Genomic DNA, 19,359 nt, shown 5'->3' on the forward strand with positions numbered 1-19,359 from the left:
TGTGATTGTATGAAAAAATTAATTCGTTTTTTAAAGCCATATAGAGTTTTAATTGTTACAGTGCTGATGTTTACATTTTTACAAACTCTTGGAACTTTATATATACCAACACTTACAGCGAGTATAGTAAATAATGGTGTAGTAAAAGGGGATGTAGATTATATTGTAAAGACAGGTATAATTATGTTGATAGCAGCAGGTATAACAGCTTTATCAGCTGTTTTAGTTTGTAAAGTATCATCAAATCTCTCATCTGGATTTTGTAGAGATATTAGAGAAGCAGTATTTATAAAATCACAAGATTTATCAATAAATGATTTTAATAAGATAGGTACAGCTTCAATGATTACTAGGAGTACTAGTGATATTACTTTAATAGGTCAATCCTTGTTTATGTTTATTCAATTGGTATTACCAGCACCAATTATAACTGTCTCTGGTCTATTTTTAGCATATTCTATAGATAAAGTAATGACAATTATTATTGTTACAGTAATGTTTCTATTCATGTTATCTGCATTTTTGGTTGGTAAGAAGGTTATCCGATTGTTTAAAATGATGCAAATAAAGATGGATAATATGAATAGAGTATTACGTGAAGTAGTAACAGGAGTAAGAGTTATAAGAGCTTTTGATAGAAGTCGTTTTGAAAAAAAGAGATTTGATAGAACTGCAATAGATTATTCTGAAACGGCAATTTCAATAAATAAAATATTTGCAGTACTTATGCCTGTTGTAATGTTAATAATGAACTTAGGTATAGTGAGTATAATTTGGTTTGGTGGTATGAGAGTAAGTAATGGAAATATGGAGATAGGTCATATAATGGCACTAGTTGAGTATTGTATCTTAATATTATTTTATTTAATTATGGGAGTAATGGTATTTATGTACATACCCAGAGCAGGAGCTTGTGCAGATAGAGTAAATCAAATCTTAGATATAGAACCTGAAATTGTAGATGGAAATGAATATAAAGATATTACTTCAGAAAGAGGACATTTAGTATTTAAAAACGTAACATTTTCATATTCAGATTCAGAGGAACTAGTTTTGAACAATATAACATTTGAGGCAAAATCTGGAGAAGTAACTGCAATTATAGGAAGTACTGGTTCTGGTAAATCTACTATTGCAAATATAATACCACGTTTTTTTGAAATTCAATCTGGAGAAATATCTATAAATGGTCAAGATATTAAGAATATGCCCCAAAAAGAGCTTAGAGACAAGATTGGATTTGTACCACAAAAAGCCTTTTTATTTAGTGGGACAATAGAAGAAAATATAAGATATGGAAAAGAAGATGCAAGTATTGAAGAAGTAAAGCATGCTGCAAATATAGCCCAAGCTGATGAGTTCATTTCTGATATGGAAGATAAGTATGATTCGTTCGTAGCACAAGGAGGAAATAACTTATCTGGTGGTCAGAAACAGAGAATATCTATTGCAAGAGCATTAGTTAGAAAACCAGAAGTATATGTTTTTGATGATAGTTTTTCTGCGTTAGATTTCAAGACAGATAAAAGGCTTAGAAAAGCATTGAAGAATGAAATTAAAGATTCATCAGCTATAATTATAGCACAGCGTATAAGTACAATTATGGATGCTAATCAGATTATAGTTTTGAATGATGGAGAAATTGTGGGTATAGGAAAACATAAAGAGTTACTTGAAAATTGTGAAGTTTATAAGCAAATCGCAGATTCACAGCTTAGTAAAGAAGAACTTGCATAGAGTGAAGAATCAATCTGTGTATTTGGAGGTGTAATATGAGTGAAAAAATAACAGAAAAACAAGATGTAGATGTACTTAGTTTTGAGGATGGTATGTCAGCAGAAAAAGCTAAAAATGCAAAAAAGACTACTAAAAGATTATTGAAATATATGAAAAAACAAAAATTTAAGTTATTAATGATTTTTATTTCAGTACTAATAAGTTCAGCTCTTACAGTTTTAGCACCAATGGTTATGGGAAAAGCTATTGACCAATTATTTAATGGGATTAAAACTGCAGTCCAAACAGGTACAAAATTCAGTGTGAATTTTAGTACTATGGGAGGCATAATATCAATACTTCTGGGGTTGTATTTAATTAGTGCAGTATTTATATATATACAACAATATATTATGTCAGGTGTTGCACAAAGTTTAGTTCTTAATATGAGAAAAGATTTAAGTGATAAATTAAATAAACTTCCGCTTAAATACTATGATTCTCACAAAAAAGGGGAAACACTTAGTATAGTTACAAATGATTTAGAGAAGGTAGCAGATAGTTTACAAGAAGGGTTAATGCAACTTATTACAGCAGTGGTCACAGTGATTGGTTCTATTGTAATGATGATAAGCATAAGTATACCACTTACAATAGTATCAGCTGTAACATTGCTTGTTTCTTTAGGTATTACTGTTATAATTGCAAGAAAATCACAAAATAGATTTTCAGAAAATCAAAAAGCATTGGGGGAATTAAATAGCAATATAGAAGAGATGTTTACTGGTCAAATAGTGGTCAAGGCATTTAGCAAAGAAAAAGATACTATAAAAAACTTCAAAGAACTAAATCAAAATCTTTATAATGCTAGTAGAAAAGCTCAATTCTCATCATATGCTATATCTCCAATTATTAGATTTATAAATCAAATTGGGTATGTTATTATAGCAGTTGTGGGAGGTGTATTTGCATCAACTGGAGCAATGACTCTTGGTAGTATACAGGCGTTTATACAATATGTAAATCAAGCATCAGAGCCTACTACAGAGATATCTTATATCGTAAATATGCTTCAAGCTGCAATTGCATCTGCAGAGAGAGTTTTTAAAGTTATGGATGAAGTTGAAGAAATAAAGGACAAAGAAGATTCAAAAGTTATCAACATGCCTAAAGGGAAAGTAGAATTTGAACATGTTAAATTTGGATATAGTGATGATTCTATTCTTATGAAAGACATTAATATTAAATTGAACGCAGGAGATAAGATTGCAATTGTTGGACCTACAGGAGCTGGGAAGACAACTCTTGTAAATTTACTTATGAGGTTTTATGAGATACAAGGTGGAAGAATTACTATTGATGGAGTTAATATAAAAGACTTAAAACGTGGAGAACTTAGAACTATGTTTGGAATGGTTCTACAAGATACATGGTTATTTAATGGTAGTATAAAAGAAAATATCGCTTATAGTAAGTCAGACGCTACAATGGATGAGATTGTAAGTGCAGCAAAATCAGCAAGAGTAGACCACTTTATAAGAACTTTACCTCAAGGTTATGATACTGTATTGACTGAGGATGCTTCTAATCTATCTCAAGGTCAAAAACAGCTCTTAACAATTGCCAGGGCAATACTTTCAGACCCATCAGTGTTAATTCTTGATGAGGCAACTTCTAGTGTAGATACTAGAACAGAGGTTGAGATTCAAAAGGCAATGAATAACTTGATGAAGGGAAGAACTAGCTTCGTCATTGCACATAGATTATCTACTATTCGTGATGCTGATTTAATATTGGTAATGAAAGAAGGCACTATTATTGAACAAGGAAATCACAAAGAACTTATTGAAAATAAAGGATTTTATGAAGAACTTTATAATAGCCAATTTTCAAGTGAATACGATGAAGAAGTTGTGTAATTAAAATAATCAATATGATAAGAAATAGATAGACTTACTTTAAATAAGTCTATCTATTTTTCATTTGAAACAACTAAATCAATAAATAATTGCATAAGGGGACTAATCCACTTATTTTTATGATGACCACATACTGCTACAATGTTTCTATCATCTAACTCTGTATCTATTGCACATAGTTCTCCTGTCTTCAAATCATCTTCTACTGCAAATGTAGGAAGGTATGACACTCCCATATCATTTTTTACTAAATTTTTAATAGTAGGTATACTCCAAAGTTCAATCGTATGGTCTAGAGTAATATTTTTTTCATTCAAATATGATTCAAACATTTGTCTAAAAATACATGCTGGCTCATCTATTATGAAAGGTATATCTAATTCTTGGTTTGGAGTAATAAAATCAGGAAATTGTTTTTTTACTTTTGGGGATGCGACTAGTGTCAAAGGTGATTCTCCGACAGTATAGGTAGAAATGGAATTTCCTAGGCCTCCAATATCTTTATAAAATATTCCTAAATCAATGCTTCCTGCAAGCAAAGAGTTCCTAATATCATAGCAATTCATTGAGCGGAGAAATAGCCTTGCATTTGGTGCCATTTCATGAAAACGTTTTAAAATAGGAGGTATTTTATAACAAATAAGAGTTTCTCCCATTGCGATATGTAAATCACCACGTAGCTCAGACAAGTCAGTACCAAAATTCTTCATTTTATCAACAGAACATAGAACATCATCCACATAAGGTATTAGATTTTTGCCAGCTTTAGTTAAAACCATTTTTCTTCCTATCTTTTCAAATAAGTGTGTAGATAACTCTTGTTCTAATTGTTGTACTTGGAATGTTATTGTTGATTGTGTGTAATTGAGTTTATTTGCTGCTTTAGAAAAACTACCTTCTTCTATTATAGTTTTAAAAGTTTGTAGGTATTTAAAATACATGTTCATCCTCATTTCATTCAATATAATTGAAGTATAGATTTAAATATTTCGATTTTTTTTATTGTTTAATTTATAGTATTATAATATAAAAGGAGAGTGATTACAAGTGTTGAGTGAAGTTTTATTATCTTTTTTACCATATGCATTTGTTACAGGTTTTACACCAGGACCTAATAATATTCTTGCATTAAACACAATTAGCAATAATGGATGGAAAAAAGGAAAGTCAGTGGTTATAGGAATTAGTATGGGATTTATATGTATTATGTTTATATGTGCTCTTGGATGCCTTGAATTATCAAAGTTTATACCAATGATTACTGGTATTATGAAGTACATAGGAGCACTTTATATTATTTGGTTAGCAATACAAGTAGCTAAGAGCAAACCAAACAATGATAGTGATGTGAAGAAAGAATCCTTTTGGACTGGATTTATTTTGCAGTTTGTTAATGTGAAAATTATAATATTTGCCATTACTGTATATACAGGGTATGTAATACCTGTGTCACAGTCAGTTGAATATTTATTATCAGCAGCAGTTTGTAGTAGTCTTGTTGGCATATCTGGTACTTTGACATGGGCTCTAGCAGGAGGTATTTTACAAAAATATATAAACAAGCATTATAAAGTAATTAATATTATTATGGCACTAGTACTTGTTTGGAGCGCAGTAAAACTAATTTTAACATAATTAAGCATATATATTTTTAATTATATAAATTTAATTATTTGGTATTATAAATTTAGAAGATGGAACTATAGATTATATCATTTTGAATAAGAAACTTGATTTTTTATTTAAAATATTTAATTTATCTATAAGTGACATCTTCTTTTTTGCTTTCTAAAACAACTATTCATTGACTATATAGAATCTAATACCATATAAAATTTAATTTCCAGATAAAAATGTAATTTATTATTAAAACTTAGATAAATAAATTCATAGATATCTCATCAGCTTAATCTTGTTTGCCACATATATGCCATAAAGATGCACTTATTTTACGGAGATTTAACAAAGTCAAGTGAAGTATACTCTAAATATAAAATAAATCAAACATAGTTAAATGAATTGAGAGGTGATAATAATGAATAAGAAGTTAAACTATAGGTTTGAGATGAAACACAAAATAACTGAAGCTGATGTCCTAGCTTTAAAATCAAGACTTTATCCAATAATGAAAAAAGATAGAAATGCATCAAAAGATGGAAAGTATCTTATCAGAAGTTTATACTTTGACACTCCTGAAGATAAAGCACTTTTAGATAAGTTAAATGGAGTTGCAATGAGAGAAAAGTTTAGAATAAGATTTTATAACAATGACCCTTCTTATATAAAATTGGAGAAGAAAATAAAACATTATAATATGACGTCAAAACTATCAGCTAATTTAACTAAAAAAGAAGTAGAGAAGATATTAAAAAATGACATTGAGTTTTTAAAAGAATCGACAAACTGCTTATTAAGAGAGTTTTATTTAAAAGTAAAATGTGAAAGATTGGAGGCAAAAAGTATAGTTGATTATGATAGAGAAGCTTTTGTCTATCCACTTGGAAATGTAAGAGTTACAATCGATAGTGATATTAAGACTTCTGTAAATTCAGTCGATTTATTCAATAAAGAATTGCCAACAGTATCAGTTATTGATGAAAATATGACTGTGTTAGAAGTTAAATATGATGAGTTTATACCAGATTTTATAAAAGATTTGGTTCAGATTAATAAAACTACTTCTACAGCAGTTTCAAAGTATGCATCGAGTAGATTGTATATATAGGATTGAAATTTAAATCTTATATAAAGAGTATCTAAATAAAATAAAAAAATTAAAAAACAGGAAGGATGATTTTAGTTATGACGTTTAACGATATTTTTAAATCAAGTTTTATAGAAAATGTATCAGGTTTTTCATTTGTAGATAGTGCTTTAGCTCTAGGTTCAGCATTTTTAGTAGGTTTGTTTATATATATGATTTACAAAAAAACCTATATGGGGATTATGTATTCTCGACCATTTAATGTGTCACTTGTAGCACTTACAATGCTTACAACTTTCGTAATATTAGCAGTTACATCAAATGTAGTTTTATCTCTAGGTATGGTTGGTGCTTTATCTATAGTAAGATTTAGAACAGCAATTAAAGACCCAATGGATTTGGTATTTCTATTTTGGTCATTAGGCTCAGGTATAGTTTTAGGTGCAGGTTTGATTCCACTAGCTGTTATGGGTTCAATAATTATGGGATTGATTCTAATATTCTTTTCAAACAAAACAATATCTGAAACACCATATATATTGATGGTAAATTGTAATAATGAGAATTCAGAAGACATTGCAACTGATAAAATTAAAAAAGTATTTTCTAAATATCAAATAAAATCAAAAAGTGTTACACCAGAAAAAGGTATAGAGTTGGTATTTGAAGTAAGAATGAAAGATGGAGAAACAAGTCTTATAAATGACTTAAGCCAAGTAGATGGAGTTACTAATGCAGTTCTTGTAAGTTATAATGGTGATTATGTAGCATAGAGAGGAGTAATCTTTTATGAAAGATAAAAAATTTACCCTTCTTATCTCAATTATGGTTATATTTTTATGTGCAGTAGTTGGAGTTTACAGTACATATGGTAATAAAAATGTTGACTTATATAGCAATGTATATATTGAAAAATATTTTGACAGAGATGAGGTTATGGAAGTTAATATAGAAATAGATGAAAGTGACTTGGAAGACATGAATGAAAATGCGATAAAAGAAGAATTTAAAGTTGCAAAAGTAACTGTAAATGGAGATACATATGGAAACGTTGGTATAAGAACTAAAGGAAATTCAAGTCTTACATCCGTAGCAAATAGTGATAGTGATAGATATAGCTATAAGATTAATTTCGATAAATATAATACTAGTCAAAGTATGGAAGGTCTTACTCAATTAAACCTTAATAACTGTTATTCTGACCCATCTTATATGAGAGAATTTCTAACTTATAGTGTCTGTGAGGAGATGGGATTAGCTACTCCAGAATTTGCATATGCCAAAGTTTCTATAAATGGTGAATATCATGGATTATATTTGGCAGTAGAAGGGTTAAAAGAATCTTATCTTGAAAATAATTTTGGAGATGTAACTGGAGATTTATACAAATCAGATGAAGGGGCCTCATTACAATATGAGGGTGATGACCCAGATAGTTACTCAAATCTAATCATTGAAAGTGATAAGAAAACGGCTGATTGGTCTAAAGTTACAAAACTATTAAAATCTTTAGACACAGGTGAAGATATTGAAAAATATCTTGATGTAGATTCTGTCCTCAAAAATATAGCAATAAGTACAGCTTTATTAAATCTTGATAGTTATCAAGGTAGTTTCGCTCATAATTACTATTTATATGAACAAGATGGAGTATTTTCTATGTTGCCATGGGACTTTAATATGTCATTTGGCGGATTTAGTGGTTTTGGTGGAGGTAGTCAATCTATAGCTATTGATGAACCTACAACAGGTAATTTGGAAGATAGACCTTTAATATCTGCATTATTAAAAAATGATACATATAAAGCTAAGTACCATGAATATCTAGAAGAAATAGTAACCAAGTACTTGGATTCAGATTATCTAGAAAATATGACAACAAAATTACATGACTTGATAGCATCATATGTAAAGGAAGACCCAACAGCATTTTATACTTATGAAGAATTTGAAAAAAATATAACATCTTCAATTGAAGATTCTAGTGATAATAAGGGATTTGGTGATAAAGAATCTAATAATAATGATTCTAACAATGAAAATAAGAGTTTTGAAAATGAAAGTAATGAAAAAGAAGTTAATGCTGAATTAACATTAAGCGAAGTCAAAACTAATATGGATAATGATGCTCAAAATAATACTACAGATAATAGTGAAAATGAGAATAATACAAATAACAATAAAAGTGGAGACGATACTAATGAAAAGTCAGGAGGGGCAATGGGTAAAGGTGGAAAATCAATACCAGGAGTTTTAGAAGTTGCAGAAAATATGAGTAAAACTATAAAAGCTCAATTGAGTGGAGAATCTTCTTCAACTAAGGAAACTTCTGATGATAATAGTTCAAGTGAAAGTAAAGATACAGAAAATTCTGATGATAAGATGAGTGGTATGCCAGAGCCACCTGAAGGCATGGATGGAAAAACACCACCAGGAATTGGAAATATGGATAAGGGTGATATGAATGGTAAAAATGGAGATATGAATATAGATAGAAGTCAAGGGAATCCAAAGGAAGCTGGGGGTTTTGGTAATAAAGGAGGCGACTCTATGAATAAAACAACAACATACTCTAAATTAATTTTAGGTGGAGCTTCAATGATAATCATGTCAGTTATGCTAGTAGGTGTATCAAAGATAAACCGAAGAAGATTTATAAAGTCAAAATAGGTTAAGATACAAATAATATTGATACTGTTAAGTAAATATCTACTTAACAGTATTTTTTTTATTTTAATATCTTTGTTTTTAATAAAAAGTATTTTCTTATAAGTGTTAGATTAATAATCATTGTAATTTTGCACATCTATAATTTTACAATGATATAGTAAAATTTAATTCTATTAAAAAAGTACATAGAAAAAAACGATTAGACAAAGTATGAAAAGTATAATACGATTGTTTTGGGGTAAATGGAAAATAAACTTATATTTTGTAGAAATATCCATAAAAATGAATGTTTTAAATTCAATTTATATTAAAGTAAAGAGTGATGTGTAAGTTGAAAAATTATAAAACTAAATCATGGTATATAAATAAAGTTTAAATTCATGTAAATAAAAATATCATCAAGTATGGAGGGATTTTAATGTATTGGAAAAGAGCATTAAGTTTATTAACATTAGGGTTAGTTATTTGTGGATTAACAATAGGCTGTTCAACAAAAGAAGAGCCTAAAAAAGAAGAAAAGAAGACTATTACAGTAGCTACAGGAGCAAAGTATTATCCTTTTAATTTTAGAGAAGATGGGAAAATGCAAGGTTTTGAAATTGATATATGGAATGAAATTGGTAAAAGATTAGATTCTGAAATTAAGTATGAAGTAAATAATGGAGATACAGGTGGATTACTTGGAATGGTGGATAGTGGTAAGGCAGATACAGCAGCTCAACAAATAAGTATAACGCCAGAAAGAGAAGAAGTGTATGATTTTACAGTACCATATGCTTATAATCCTCTAATGATAACTATTAGACCAGAAGATAAAGACAAGATAAAAAGTCTTGAAGATTTGAAAGGAAAAAAAGTCGAAGTTGGAGCAAATTCATCTGAAAGAGCGATAATGGAGGAAAAAAACAAAGATAATTCAATGGAATTAGTATTCAATGATGGAGCTGATTCATATGAAGGTCTTGAACTTGGCAGATCTGACGCAAGGATAATTTCTGTTTCTGCAACAGCTGCTAGAAATAAAAAAGCTGGTTCAAATTTTATCTCTGTTGGAGAACCTATTTATGAAGAAATAAATGCGTATCCATTTAGAAAAGATGAAGAATCAAAGGCTTTAAAAGCTAAGGTTGATGATACAATAACGGCTATGAGAAAAGATGGAACTCTTACTGAAATCTCTAAAAAATGGTTTGGAGAAGATATAACGATTGAGAGATAGGTGAATTTTATGAGTTTAGATGTATCATTCATGTTTAACATTTTACCAGAAATATTTATAGCATCTAAAGAAACAATAATAATGGCTTTAATATCACTAGTACTATCTTTAGTAATAGCAACTATAATGGCATTAATAAGCTATAACAAAGTTAAAATATTAAATGAAATTGTTAAAGTTTATACCTCAATTTTTAGAGGAACACCACTGCTAGTTCAGTTGTATGCATTGTATTTTGGATTACCAAGAGCTATTCCAGCTCTTGTAGATATGTCTCCATTTACTGCAATGATAATTGCTTTATCAATAAATATGTCTGCGTATATGTCAGAGACTATAAGAGTGGCTATTCCTGCATTATCTAATCACTTTGTAGATTTAATTAAAGGTTCCTCATTAGCTTTTACTATAGGGGTAATAGAAATAATGGCGGCAGCAAATTATAATGGTGGTAGTAAATATAAATATCTAGAAGCGTTCTTAGTTGCAGGGTTTGTATATTGGTTTATCTTATTTATATTTGGACTTGTTCAAAAGAAAATAGAAGCAAAACTAAATTCTGCATATTAATAGTATTACATAATAAAATAGAAACCATTTAAATACAATTTCCTATTATATTTAAGTGGTTTCTATTTTATTATTCTATTTATGAACAATAAAATAATAAAGAATTTTAAAATATAGGACTAAATTTGAGAAGTGCTGAAACTAGAAAATCCATAATAAAAAAATAATTAAAAATTGTAACTAAATTGTAATAAAGTGGTAGTTATTTAGCATAAAATGATGTATCATAGAAGTGTATTATAAAATTAATAAAGTAAGATTTTTTAAAAGAGAACTGCTGGCTTTTGATATTTAAAGTGAGTAGTTAAATTATGTTTAGGAGGGGTAGATTTTGTTACAAAAAGTATTATGGAAATTTTTAAAGCTAGTAGCGGGTTTATTTATATGTTCAATTGGTATAGTATTGACGATAAATTGTAACCTTGGTTTATCTCCTTGGGATGTGTTTCATCAAGGTCTTTCAAATCATATAGGAATAACTATAGGGACTGCCTCTATAATTGTAGGCTCTATAGTAGTTATAGCTGATGTTGTTCTTGGTGAGAATGTAGGATGGGGAACTGTTTTTAATATGCTATTAATTGGATTCTTTATGGATTTGCTTTTGTATAGTAAGTTAATTCCAGAGGCTGATAGTTTATTTGTAGGAATAATTATGTTGATATTAGGATTGATTCTTTTGGCTATTGGAATGGTATTTTATATGGGAAGTGGTTTAGGAAGTGGACCTAGAGATGGTCTGATGGTTGCACTTCAAAAGAAAACTGGAAAATCACTTAACTTAATAAGAGGGACTATAGAAGTTGGAGCATTAATAGTAGGATTTTTCTTAGGAGGAAAAGTTGGTATAGGAACTATAATAAGTGCATTTGGATTGGGTTATTTTACACAGATAGTATTTAGTTTATTTAAATTAGATTGTAGTAAGATTAAGCATCGATTTATAGTAGATGATATAAAGTTTATTAAGTTATATATGAGTGGGGATAAAAAAACGGCTGCTCAAAATATAGCTAAGTAATTTAATGATAAATTTAAGCAAAGGTTAAATATTATAACTTGAAGAAATTTTTAAATATATAATTTTAAACATTAAAAGAAGGCTAAGCCAATAGGATTGCTAGGAAACTATAAAATATAGATTTCTAGCAATTTTTTATTTGTTTAACACTTTTTTATGTTTTAGGAGTTTTATTATGTATTTAATTAATTAATTAATTTATAATTAGAGATACTAAACTTTATAAATATTAATATAAACACCTTTGATTGTGTATTTTCCAAAGCCTTTAAAATGCTTGTATTTATTCTAAGTAAAAAAATAAAAAAATGTCAAAAAAACTCTTGTATTATATCCGAATTTTATATATAATTACCTATGTTGTTTAGAAATTTTAAACTCAATGTTTAGTAAACAAAATGTTTAGTAAAATAAAACAGAAACTAGGAGGTGCAACATGGATATAGGTGAAAAGATAAAAAGATTAAGAACAGAAAAACAACTGACCCAGGAAGAGTTAGCTAATAGATGCGAATTGTCAAAGGGATTTATTTCTCAATTAGAAAATAACTTAACATCACCATCCATAGCTACCCTTATAGATATACTTGAAATACTAGGTACGAATTTAAGGGAATTTTTTAATGAAATAGATGACGAAAGAATTAGTTTTACAAAAGAGGATATGTTTGAAACAGAGGATGAAGATTTAAAATATAAACTGAAGTGGCTAATTCCAAACTCACAAAAAAATGAAATGGAGCCAATAATAATAACATTGTATCCAGGAGGACAATATAAAGAAGAAAAGCCACATGAAGGCGAAGAATTTGGATATGTATTAGCAGGTTCGATATATGTTCATATAGGCGAAAAGAAAAATAAAGTAAAAAAAGGAGAAAGCTTTTACTTTAGACCAAGAGCAAATCACTATATATCAAACGAGGGTAAAACGACAGCAAAAGTGATTTGGGTAAGTACGCCACCATCATTTTAGAATAGAGGTGTTTAATAATTGGTAGAAAACATAATAGAATTAAGAGATATATCTAAACATTATGAAGAACTTACGGTTTTAGATAATTTCAATTTAGATATAAAGAAAAATGAATTTTTAACTTTGCTTGGACCAAGTGGATGTGGAAAAACTACTACATTAAAAATAATAGCAGGTTTTGAGTATGCTGATGATGGTAAAGTTTTATTTGAAGGTAAAGAGATAAATAATTTGCCACCATATGAAAGACAAGTAAATACAGTGTTTCAAAAATATGCTTTATTTCCACATATGGATGTATATGAAAATGTAGCTTTTGGACTAAAAATTAAAAAGACTCCAAAAGATGTAATAGATGCTAAAGTGAAAGAGGTTTTAAAACTTGTTGCACTAGAAGGTTTTGAAAGACGACAAGTTGACTCATTAAGTGGAGGACAACAACAGAGAATTGCAATAGCAAGAGCTCTAGTTAATGAACCAAAAGTATTGTTACTAGATGAGCCACTTGGAGCACTTGATTTAAAGCTTAGACAAGAAATGCAAATAGAATTAAAAAGAATTCAAAAAAAATTAGGAATAACATTTGTGTTTGTAACTCATGACCAGGAAGAGGCTCTTACTATGTCAGACACTATTGTCGTAATGTATAAGGGTAAGATACAACAAATGGGAACACCACAAGACATATATAATGAACCTAAAAACTCATTTGTAGCTAAGTTTATAGGTGAAAGTAACATATTTGATGGAATTATGATAGAAGATTATAAAGTTAATTTCTGTAATAGGGATTTTGAATGTGTTGATAAAGGATTTGAAAAAAACGAAAATATAGAAGTGGTAATAAGACCAGAAGATATAAAAATGGTAAAGCCAGAAGAAGGAATGTTAAAGGGGAAAGTTACATCTACTGTGTTTAAAGGAGTGCATTATGAGATAGAATTAAATGAGAATGGAAGATTGTGGATACTTCACAATACTAAAAATGCTGAGGTTGGAACAGAACTAGGCATGGACATATATCCAGAAGACATTCATATAATGAGAAAAGAGAGTAACTAAGATGAAGAGAAAATCTTTCTTAGCATATCCATATGTAGTTTGGAGTGCGATATTTGTAATAATTCCTTTAATACTAGTAGTATTTTTCAGTTTTACAAAAGAGTCAGGTGGAGGTTATGCATTTACACTTGAAAATTATAAAGAAGTAATCGACCCTATATATATTAAAGTATTTGCTCGTTCTATTCTTTTAGCAGGAGGAGCCACGTTAATATGCCTTGTAGTTGGTTATCCAGTGGCATATATAATTTCAAAAGCTCATGTGAGTAGAAGAGGTTCATTAATATTATTATTTATTCTTCCTATGTGGATGAATTTTCTTTTAAGAACTTATGCATGGGTTGCTATATTAGGAAAAAATGGACTTTTAAATACATTTTTAGGCTGGTTTGGAATACAGCCATTAGCAATTTTGTATACTAATTTTGCTATACTTTTAGGTATGGTATATAACTTTTTACCATTTATGGTTCTTCCAATATACACTGCACTATCAAAGATGGATAATGATTTGATAAATGCTGCTCATGACTTAGGTGCAAATAATATGACAGTATTTAGAAAAATTATATTTCCTTTGAGTTTACCAGGTGTAATGTCTGGAATAACTATGGTATTTATGCCAGCAGTTACTACCTTTGCAATTTCAAGACTGTTAGGTGGAGGTAAAATAATGCTAGTTGGAGATTTGATTGAACAACAATTTACAGTTGTTGGAGATTGGAACTTTGGCTCAGCAATATCGATATTTATGATGATAGTAATATTAATATCGATGTCTATAATGTCAAAATTTGGAGATGAGTCTGACAAAGAAGGCGGTGGGTTACTATTTTAAAATTAAAGAAAATAACTTCTAATATATATTTAGCATTAGTATTCTTATTTTTATATGCACCCATATTTGCTTTAGTACTATTTTCTTTCAATGATTCAAAATCGATGGCAAGATGGAATGGATTTACATGGAAGTGGTATGGTCAATTACTTCAAAATGAGAGTATAATGAGTGCTTTATATTATACTATTGTAATAGCTATATTAGCATCTGTAATATCTACAATAGTAGGAACTATAAGTGCCATAGGAATACATAAGATGAGAGGTAAGAGCAAAAAATTAATACTAAATGTAAACTATCTTCCTATTTTAAATACAGAGATAGTTACAGCAGTAGCCCTTATGAGTCTGTTTGTGTTTGTAAAAATGGAATTTGGATTTACAACAATGCTATTGGCACATATAATGTTTTGTTTGCCATATGTTATACTTTCAGTTTTACCAAAAATGAAGCAATTACCTGATAATATAGAAGATGCAGCTATGGACTTAGGGGCGACACCTATATATGCTCTTAGAAAGGTAATTTTACCACAAATAAAGCCAGGTATAGTTTCTGGATTTTTAATTGCATTTACTATGTCAATAGATGACTTTATAATAAGTTTCTTTAATGCTGGAAATGGTGTAAGCAATCTTTCTATAGAAATCTATGGAATGGCTAGAAGAGGTATAAAACCTGAAATAAATGCATTATCGACAATAATGTTTGCAGTCGTTTTAGGATTACTTTTATTAGCTAATAAAAAAGAATCTATAGTAAGGGGGACTAAATAATGATTAAGTTTAAAAAAGTAATATCCCTTGTATCTATAGGTATTATGACAGTTACTTTATTTACAGGATGTAATAAAGCAACTGATTCTACAAAAGTTTTAAACGTATATAATGTTGGAGATTATATAGATGAATCTCTTATAGATAAGTTTGAAGAAGAAACTGGAATAGATGTTCAATATTCAACTTATGATACTAACGAAATGATGTATCAAAAAGTAAAGAGTGGCAGTACACACTACGATTTAGTCTTTCCTTCAGATTATATGGTAGAAAAAATGAAAAATGAAGGTCTTTTGGAAAAACTGGATTTTAAAAACATACCTAATATGAAGTATTTAGATAAGAGTTTTTTAAATCCTATATATGATGAAACTAATGAATATAGTGTTGCATACATGTGGGGAACTCTTGGGATATTGTACAATAAAAAAGAAGTTAAAGACCCTATAGATAGTTGGAATATACTTTGGAATCCAAAGTATAAGGGAAATATAATGATGTTTGACTCTGTTAGAGACACTATAGGTATAACTCTTAAAAAATTAGGATACAGTATGAATAGTGTAAATCCAAAAGAAATAAATGAAGCGAAAAATCTTTTAATGAAACAAAAGGATTTGGTATTAGCTTATGTAAATGATGAGGGTAAGGATAGACTGCTTGGTGGAGAAGTAGCAATGGGTATGTTGTATTCTGGAGATGCAGTTACATTGATGGACCAAAATCCTGACCTTGATTATGCAATACCTAAAGAAGGTACTAATAAATGGGTAGATGCTATGTGTGTACCTACAACAGCACAAAATAAAAAAGAAGCTGAGTTATTTATAAACTTTTTACTAGACCCAGAAAATGCAAAAATAAATGCTGAGTATATCGGATATTCAACACCTAATACAGGAGCTCTAAAATTATTGGACCCAGAAATAACTAATAATCCTGTTGCATATCCATCTAAAGAAGTACTTAGTAAATGTGAGACTTTTGAAGATATTGGTGAGAACATAAAACTATATGACAAGGCTTGGATAGAATTAAAATCAAAGTAGAGTCTTGTTGATTTAATTATATTTACTTAATAAAACTGTTCTTATTTAGAAATTAATTTTCTAATTATTGAACAGTTTTATTTTTTGCCAATACTATATACATGTTTTGAATCTTTTATAATAATAATCACAAAAGCAAGCAAATTCATGACTTTAATGTCGAGTATTTGCTTGTTTTTTTATTAAATTATATTGATATACAACTTAATTAACATTATTAATAGGTAAAAAGTTTATTTGTATAATGACTTTAATAATAATTAGAAAAAATGGGCAACTTAATAGAATAATTGGAGGTGTAAATTTATAAAAATGAATAGGGTAAATAAAAAAATAGATTTATTAATATTGAGTTTGCTAGTTTTTATGTTTTTAATTGTTGGAATAGTAATATTATCTATTAGAACAGAAAACAAATTGAATGTATTTATAATGCTTGCAGTAATTTTTTTCATAATAATGTTAACTTATTTATCAAACTCAGTAGTAGGATTGATAACAAGTTCAATAATTATATTTATGTATACATCCTATATCTTATATAACAGTATTACTCACAATATAGATGTTGAGTTTTTATCATATATGTGGATAATAGCAATACCAATCTCTTCAATTATAATGGGAAATTTAAATAAAAATATAAATGAATTACAACATATAAACACAAAGTTATCTGAACAGTATAAAGAGTTAGTGACTATTGATAGTGAAACTGGACTTAGAAATCTAAAGATTTTTTATAATGATGTAAATATGGAGATAAGTAAATCTATTAGACATAATACTAATTTTTCTCTTATGATAGTAAAATTGCCGTATTACGGAAATCTACAGACGATATTTGGTGAAAATAAGACTAATAAAATAGTAAAACATATCAGTTCAAGTATTATAGAATGTACAAGAAATGAGGATATAATTTATAGTTTACAGAAAGACATGATAGGTATATTAATGCCAAGTACATCCTTAGAAGGTTCAAAAGTTGTTAAAGACAGAATAAATAAAAAGATAAGAGAACTAAATTTAGACTTAAACAATAAAGGACAATATGTAAATATAGATGTAAAAATTGCATTTTTAGAGTATAAAGATAGCTTTGGAGATAGTATAAATTTTAAGAATATAGTTGAAGAGGAATTACAATACGATGTTTAAAACGTTCAATAAAAATTTATTAAAAGTAGTAATGATATTATTCATAGTATTAATAATATCAAACTTTAATCTGTCTTCACATGCAACAGAAATTACATCTAATAGAAATAAGGTTTTAGTCATATATGATTCTAAGAAGGAAACAGCTTATAATAGAGATATTTTAAAAATTATGAGGACACTATTGGGTCGATTTAGTTCAGATATTGATTTATTAAAATTAAGTGATTATGATGATGAAATAAATAAAAACTATTATAGTCATGTATTTATTATAGGAATTAATGAAAATTCATATGATAATGACAAAAAAACTAAATATTTACTTAGTGCATTAGATTCATATAAAGGTAATATATGTTGGTTAGGGCATGGGATAGAAAATCTTTTAGAATACAAAAAGTATAATTTAGAGTATTTGGGAAAAACAAATAACATAGTTAGTGTAAATTATAAGGGCAAATCATACAATTTGGATGAACACTATTTGTTTAATCTTGTGAAATCAAAAGATGTAAGTAATAAAGTAATAGGGAGTATTGATGATACATTAAATAAGTATCCATATATAATAAATGATAAAAATCTTTTTTATGTATCAAAATTGGATTTAGATGGTGTTTTATTTTATATATTTTGTGATTCACTGAACGATATTTTTAATATTAAAAAGTTTGATAAGGGAAGTATATTTGTAAGAATAGAAGATGTACATGCTTTTAGAGACCCCAAAAACCTTGTAGATATAGCTGATTATTTAAGTAGTAAGGATATACCATTTGCAATTGCATTAATACCAGCTTATGTAAACCCTAAAAATCATAAAATAATTACTTTATCAGAAAGTCCTGAGGTTGTAAAAGCAGTAAAATATATGCAAGATAAGGGTGGCACAGTGATATTACATGGATATACTCATCAATACAAAAAAGAAGAAGTTACTGGAGAAGGGTATGAATTTTGGGATGGAGAAAAGGATGCACCTTTAAATGAAGACATGGAAGTGTTTGTAAAAAATAGAGTGTTGAGTGGCCTCAGAATATGTATAGAAAATGGAATTTATCCCCTTGCGTTTGAAGCACCACATTATGCGATAGAATCTGAGGGATACAAAGAGTTAAAAAAGTATTTTTCTACTTATGTAGGTCAACATCAAAATAATGATAAAAAATTTAGTACTAATACATATCCTTATGTTATTAGGGATACAGAAGAATTTAATATATTTATACCTGAAAATTTAGGATATATAGACCCAGAAGATAATTTTACTTTTCAAGATATCAAAGAAAAACTAGATAAAGTATCTATTGTTAGAGGGTTTAGTGGAGGATTCTTTTTTCATTCATATTTGGATATAGAGTATTTAAAATACACAATAGAATATCTAGAAAAACAAAATATAAAATTTATGAACTTAAGAGATTTTGATAATTGGGTAAGAATTGATGAAATACAAATAAGAAATGTTGGAGATGAAATTAAAGTAACTTATGATAGGAATTTAGAAGAAAATACTGAAGATGACACTAGATTTAAGTCTATATCTAGTATTAGTAAAATTTTGATATTAATAGTATCTGTAAGTGTTTTAATATTTGTGATTATATTTATATATTTTAAGAAAATAGATAAAAAGAAATTTTTAAAATAAATGATTTTATATTAGAAT

Annotated in this window: 17 protein-coding genes; 16 read left to right on the forward strand and 1 reads right to left on the reverse strand. The window is 28.3% G+C overall.

Annotated elements, in window-relative coordinates; translation table 11 throughout:
* Positions 1–9 precede the first annotated feature (9 nt).
* Complete coding sequence (locus tag ACTG46_RS05170; RefSeq protein WP_479923722.1) at positions 10–1,737, forward strand: ABC transporter ATP-binding protein; 1,728 nt, start codon at positions 10–12, stop codon at positions 1,735–1,737.
* 35 nt (positions 1,738–1,772) lie between these two features.
* Entirely contained in the window at positions 1,773–3,635 is a 1,863-nt protein-coding gene (locus ACTG46_RS05175; RefSeq protein ID WP_407963845.1) for an ABC transporter ATP-binding protein, read from the forward strand.
* 53 nt (positions 3,636–3,688) lie between these two features.
* On the opposite strand, the gene ACTG46_RS05180 is transcribed toward ACTG46_RS05175, so the two are convergent.
* On the reverse strand, positions 3,689–4,576 hold the full coding sequence (locus ACTG46_RS05180; protein ID WP_054269566.1) for a LysR family transcriptional regulator: 888 nt from the start codon (positions 4,574–4,576) through the stop codon (positions 3,689–3,691).
* Positions 4,577–4,682: 106 nt separating this feature from the next.
* Here ACTG46_RS05180 and ACTG46_RS05185 point away from each other — a divergent pair, with 106 nt between their 5' ends.
* The 14 genes from ACTG46_RS05185 to ACTG46_RS05250 all read left to right on the forward strand — a co-directional run bounded on the left by ACTG46_RS05185 (position 4,683) and on the right by ACTG46_RS05250 (position 19,341).
* Complete coding sequence (locus ACTG46_RS05185) at positions 4,683–5,270, forward strand: LysE family transporter (RefSeq protein ID WP_054269567.1); 588 nt, start codon at positions 4,683–4,685, stop codon at positions 5,268–5,270.
* Between the two features lie 400 nt (positions 5,271–5,670).
* Entirely contained in the window at positions 5,671–6,360 is a 690-nt protein-coding gene (locus tag ACTG46_RS05190; protein ID WP_054269568.1) for a polyphosphate polymerase domain-containing protein, read from the forward strand.
* A 77-nt stretch (positions 6,361–6,437) separates the two neighbouring features.
* On the forward strand, positions 6,438–7,112 hold the full coding sequence (locus ACTG46_RS05195; RefSeq protein WP_407812130.1) for a DUF4956 domain-containing protein: 675 nt from the start codon (positions 6,438–6,440) through the stop codon (positions 7,110–7,112).
* 16 nt (positions 7,113–7,128) lie between these two features.
* Positions 7,129–9,009, forward strand: a complete 1,881-nt coding sequence (locus tag ACTG46_RS05200; protein ID WP_479923723.1) for a CotH kinase family protein — start codon at positions 7,129–7,131, stop codon at positions 9,007–9,009.
* 418 nt (positions 9,010–9,427) lie between these two features.
* Complete coding sequence (locus ACTG46_RS05205) at positions 9,428–10,228, forward strand: transporter substrate-binding domain-containing protein (protein ID WP_054269571.1); 801 nt, start codon at positions 9,428–9,430, stop codon at positions 10,226–10,228.
* Positions 10,229–10,237: 9 nt separating this feature from the next.
* On the forward strand, positions 10,238–10,798 hold the full coding sequence (locus ACTG46_RS05210; protein WP_479923724.1) for an amino acid ABC transporter permease: 561 nt from the start codon (positions 10,238–10,240) through the stop codon (positions 10,796–10,798).
* A 331-nt stretch (positions 10,799–11,129) separates the two neighbouring features.
* Positions 11,130–11,819, forward strand: a complete 690-nt coding sequence (locus ACTG46_RS05215; protein WP_054269573.1) for a YczE/YyaS/YitT family protein — start codon at positions 11,130–11,132, stop codon at positions 11,817–11,819.
* Between the two features lie 436 nt (positions 11,820–12,255).
* Positions 12,256–12,795 carry a helix-turn-helix domain-containing protein gene (locus ACTG46_RS05220; RefSeq protein WP_021383760.1) on the forward strand — a complete coding sequence of 180 codons (540 nt, stop codon included), beginning with the start codon at positions 12,256–12,258 and terminating at the stop codon, positions 12,793–12,795.
* Between the two features lie 18 nt (positions 12,796–12,813).
* Positions 12,814–13,857, forward strand: coding sequence for a spermidine/putrescine ABC transporter ATP-binding protein (gene potA / locus ACTG46_RS05225; RefSeq protein WP_054269574.1), 1,044 nt, complete (start codon positions 12,814–12,816; stop codon positions 13,855–13,857).
* A 1-nt stretch (position 13,858) separates the two neighbouring features.
* Positions 13,859–14,695, forward strand: coding sequence for an ABC transporter permease (locus tag ACTG46_RS05230; protein ID WP_021383784.1), 837 nt, complete (start codon positions 13,859–13,861; stop codon positions 14,693–14,695).
* Between the two features lie 104 nt (positions 14,696–14,799).
* Entirely contained in the window at positions 14,800–15,474 is a 675-nt protein-coding gene (locus ACTG46_RS05235) for an ABC transporter permease (RefSeq protein WP_003432155.1), read from the forward strand.
* Entirely contained in the window at positions 15,474–16,526 is a 1,053-nt protein-coding gene (locus ACTG46_RS05240) for an ABC transporter substrate-binding protein (protein ID WP_054276179.1), read from the forward strand. The genes ACTG46_RS05235 and ACTG46_RS05240 overlap by 1 nt, the downstream gene beginning before the upstream one ends.
* Positions 16,527–16,838: 312 nt before the next feature.
* Complete coding sequence (locus ACTG46_RS05245) at positions 16,839–17,687, forward strand: diguanylate cyclase domain-containing protein (protein ID WP_054269576.1); 849 nt, start codon at positions 16,839–16,841, stop codon at positions 17,685–17,687.
* Positions 17,680–19,341, forward strand: a complete 1,662-nt coding sequence (locus ACTG46_RS05250) for a DUF2334 domain-containing protein (protein WP_054269577.1) — start codon at positions 17,680–17,682, stop codon at positions 19,339–19,341. The genes ACTG46_RS05245 and ACTG46_RS05250 overlap by 8 nt, the downstream gene beginning before the upstream one ends.
* Positions 19,342–19,359 lie beyond the last annotated feature (18 nt).

The sequence above is a fragment of the Clostridioides sp. LIBA-7678 genome (genome assembly GCF_056716065.1).

Coding starts and splice junctions, on each gene's coding strand:
- ACTG46_RS05180 (WP_054269566.1), bottom strand. CDS start 4,576: ATGTATTTTAAATACCTACAAACTTTTAAAACTATAATAGAAGAAGGT.
- ACTG46_RS05230 (WP_021383784.1), top strand. CDS start 13,859: ATGAAGAGAAAATCTTTCTTAGCATATCCATATGTAGTTTGGAGTGCG.
- ACTG46_RS05235 (WP_003432155.1), top strand. CDS start 14,800: ATGGCAAGATGGAATGGATTTACATGGAAGTGGTATGGTCAATTACTT.
- ACTG46_RS05210 (WP_479923724.1), top strand. CDS start 10,238: ATGAGTTTAGATGTATCATTCATGTTTAACATTTTACCAGAAATATTT.
- ACTG46_RS05200 (WP_479923723.1), top strand. CDS start 7,129: ATGAAAGATAAAAAATTTACCCTTCTTATCTCAATTATGGTTATATTT.
- ACTG46_RS05240 (WP_054276179.1), top strand. CDS start 15,474: ATGATTAAGTTTAAAAAAGTAATATCCCTTGTATCTATAGGTATTATG.
- ACTG46_RS05190 (WP_054269568.1), top strand. CDS start 5,671: ATGAATAAGAAGTTAAACTATAGGTTTGAGATGAAACACAAAATAACT.
- ACTG46_RS05250 (WP_054269577.1), top strand. CDS start 17,680: ATGTTTAAAACGTTCAATAAAAATTTATTAAAAGTAGTAATGATATTA.
- ACTG46_RS05245 (WP_054269576.1), top strand. CDS start 16,839: ATGAATAGGGTAAATAAAAAAATAGATTTATTAATATTGAGTTTGCTA.
- ACTG46_RS05205 (WP_054269571.1), top strand. CDS start 9,428: ATGTATTGGAAAAGAGCATTAAGTTTATTAACATTAGGGTTAGTTATT.
- ACTG46_RS05195 (WP_407812130.1), top strand. CDS start 6,438: ATGACGTTTAACGATATTTTTAAATCAAGTTTTATAGAAAATGTATCA.
- ACTG46_RS05175 (WP_407963845.1), top strand. CDS start 1,773: ATGAGTGAAAAAATAACAGAAAAACAAGATGTAGATGTACTTAGTTTT.
- ACTG46_RS05170 (WP_479923722.1), top strand. CDS start 10: ATGAAAAAATTAATTCGTTTTTTAAAGCCATATAGAGTTTTAATTGTT.
- ACTG46_RS05220 (WP_021383760.1), top strand. CDS start 12,256: ATGGATATAGGTGAAAAGATAAAAAGATTAAGAACAGAAAAACAACTG.